This is a genomic window from Microcystis sp. LE19-84.1B (assembly GCF_027531875.1).
Lineage (GTDB): Bacteria > Cyanobacteriota > Cyanobacteriia > Cyanobacteriales > Microcystaceae > Microcystis > Microcystis panniformis.
Genome location: NZ_JAPZSR010000447.1, coordinates 1 through 2,430 on the forward strand (window position 1 = coordinate 1; position 2,430 = coordinate 2,430).

Genomic DNA, 2,430 nt, shown 5'->3' on the forward strand with positions numbered 1-2,430 from the left:
TCGCGATTTTCGCGGGCCAGATTTCTTTGCTGTCCTCAATGTCGATGGTACGAGAGAGCGACAGGGTTGGGTAATTTGGGAAGAAGAGGGACGTTATCCTGATGTTATCGTGGAATTAACCTCTCCTAGTACCGCTAAGACTGATAAAGTGCGAAAAAAGGCAATTTATGAGGGAACCTTCCGCACGCCGGATTATTTCATCTACGATCCTTTTGATGGCAATTCTTTACAAGGATGGCATTTAGGGGCCGACCAACGTTACCATTCTTTAGAACGAAACGAGCGCGGCTGGTTATGGTGCGAAACCTTAGGCTATTGGTTGGGAACTTGGGAGGGTACTATTGACCGAGAAACGGCAATCTGGGCCAGATTTTATGACTCGGAAGGCAATTTAATCCCCTTGCCAGAAGAAGCAGCACAGGAGCGAGCGGCTGCAGCACAAGAGCAATTAAATGCTACTCAGCAAGCTCTGGAAGCGGAAAGACAGCGTTCTCAACGGCTGGCGGCTCGTTTGCAGGAAATGGGGATAGAGCTATAGTATAGCTGTATTTGTTTAGGTGAGGAGGTAAACTACTGGTGTTCCTCCTCGCTTAAAGTCGGTTAATTTCTCCTTTCACGGTGGAGGGATGCTGCAATCCCAGTCTATTTGAAATCTAGCTCGACACCTGTTTGCTGCTGTGATTACCTTTTGACCAGTGGGTAATTATTGATCAGAGTTTTCTTGGATTCTTCCTTAAACAGTAAACAGTGAACTGAAAACTCAAATCTGATAACTCAAATCTGATAACTGATAACTGATAACTGATAACTGATAACTGGTAACTGATAACTGATAACTGTCTCAACTAGAAAATTTATTTGGCACGACTACTTATACTTATATGTCTAATCTATCTTTGGGCGCGCAACCTCCCCTCGAATTTATCCCCCCTGACCTTAATCCCTTGCTTTTAAAGGGATGTCAAATCTTTTTACCTCTTTGGTTACAAACTCAAACCAACTTAAGAGAAATTTCGGCCGCCAATCTAGAAACTTTAATCACATTTTATCAAAAAAGTCAAGAGAAAAAAGTCCGTTTACTGCTCGCTTTCCGTCATCCCAGTATTAACGATCCCTACTGTATGGCCTATCTTGTGTGGAAATTAGTACCCAAAAAAGCCCAAGAGTTAGGAATAAAATTAAACAATCCAATTCACGCTCATTTTATGTATGATCGAGGGATTCCTTTATGGGCGGGAGAAAGGGTAGGATGGTTATATTCTAAGTTAGGTGGCACACCAATTCAACGGGGAAAAGCCGATTTAATCGGATTGCGTTCGGCTCGTCGTTTATTATTAGAAGGAGATTATCCTTTAGCCGCTGCTCCGGAAGGGGCAACTAACGGACATAATGAGCTTGTCAGTGCGATTGAACCGGGTATTTCTCAATTGGCTTTTTGGGGGGTGGATGATGTCAGAAAAGCTAAACAACAGCAAGAAGTAATTATTTTACCTATTGGTATTCAGTATTTTTATCTGACTCCAGTGTGGCAAGAAATCGAGCGAATTTTAACTAATTTAGAAACCGATAGCGGTTTAGAATCAATCCCGAATTCATCCCTAGAAGAAAATGTTTTATACGAGCGTCTTTTTCGGTTAGGACAAAGATTATTATCCTTAATGGAGGATTTTTATCGAGATTTCTACTATCAATCTTTACCTGTAGTACCTGCCAATGGTGATGATCCAAATGAAACCCTAGCCAAACGTTTAGCCAATTTATTAGATGTGGCCCTACAAACCGCAGAAAAGTATTTTCATCTTTCTCCTAATGGTAATGTGATCGAGCGCTGTCGTCGTTTGGAACAAGCAGGATGGGAACGCATTTATCGGGAAGAATTAAAACCCACTCATTCTATTTCTCCCCTTGAATTAGGATTAGCTGATCGACTAGCTGATGAAGCTAATTTAAGAATGTGGCACATGAGAATTGTGGAAAGTTTTGTGTCAGTAACTGGTTATTATGTCAAAGAAAAACCCAGCGTAGAAAGATTTGCCGAGACAATTTTATTACTCTGGGATTTAGTAACAAGAATTAAGGGAGGTAATCCCTTTTTTCGTCCCCAAATTGGTCAACAAAAAGCGATAATAACTATTGGTAAACCTATTTCTGTATCCGAGCGCTATGCCGATTATAAAAGCGATCGACGCTCGGCCGTAGCACAATTAACCCAAGATTTACAAACCAGTTTAGAAAGTTTAATTATTCATCAGTAGATAATTAGGGTTTGCTGAAAAAGTTTGTTGGTGGAGTCGGTTATCAGTTATCAGTTATCAGTTATCAGTTATCAGTTATCAGTTATCAGTTATCAGTTATCAGTTATCAGTTATCAGTTATCAGTTATCAGTTATCAGTTATCAGTTATCAGTTATCAGTTATCAGTTATCAGTT

The 2,430-nt window shown here is 40.5% G+C and carries 2 protein-coding genes; both read left to right on the top strand.

The window, feature by feature from the left end:
* Positions 1-538: Uma2 family endonuclease (locus O9324_RS25215; RefSeq protein ID WP_288141641.1), on the top strand; the 538-nt coding region annotated here is incomplete at its 5' end.
* A 343-nt stretch (positions 539-881) separates the two neighbouring features.
* A complete protein-coding gene (locus tag O9324_RS25220; protein ID WP_288141642.1) occupies positions 882-2,255 on the top strand; it encodes a 1-acyl-sn-glycerol-3-phosphate acyltransferase in 1,374 nt (457 codons plus the stop codon).
* Positions 2,256-2,430 lie beyond the last annotated feature (175 nt).

Coding starts and splice junctions, on each gene's coding strand:
- O9324_RS25220 (WP_288141642.1), top strand. CDS start 882: ATGTCTAATCTATCTTTGGGCGCGCAACCTCCCCTCGAATTTATCCCC.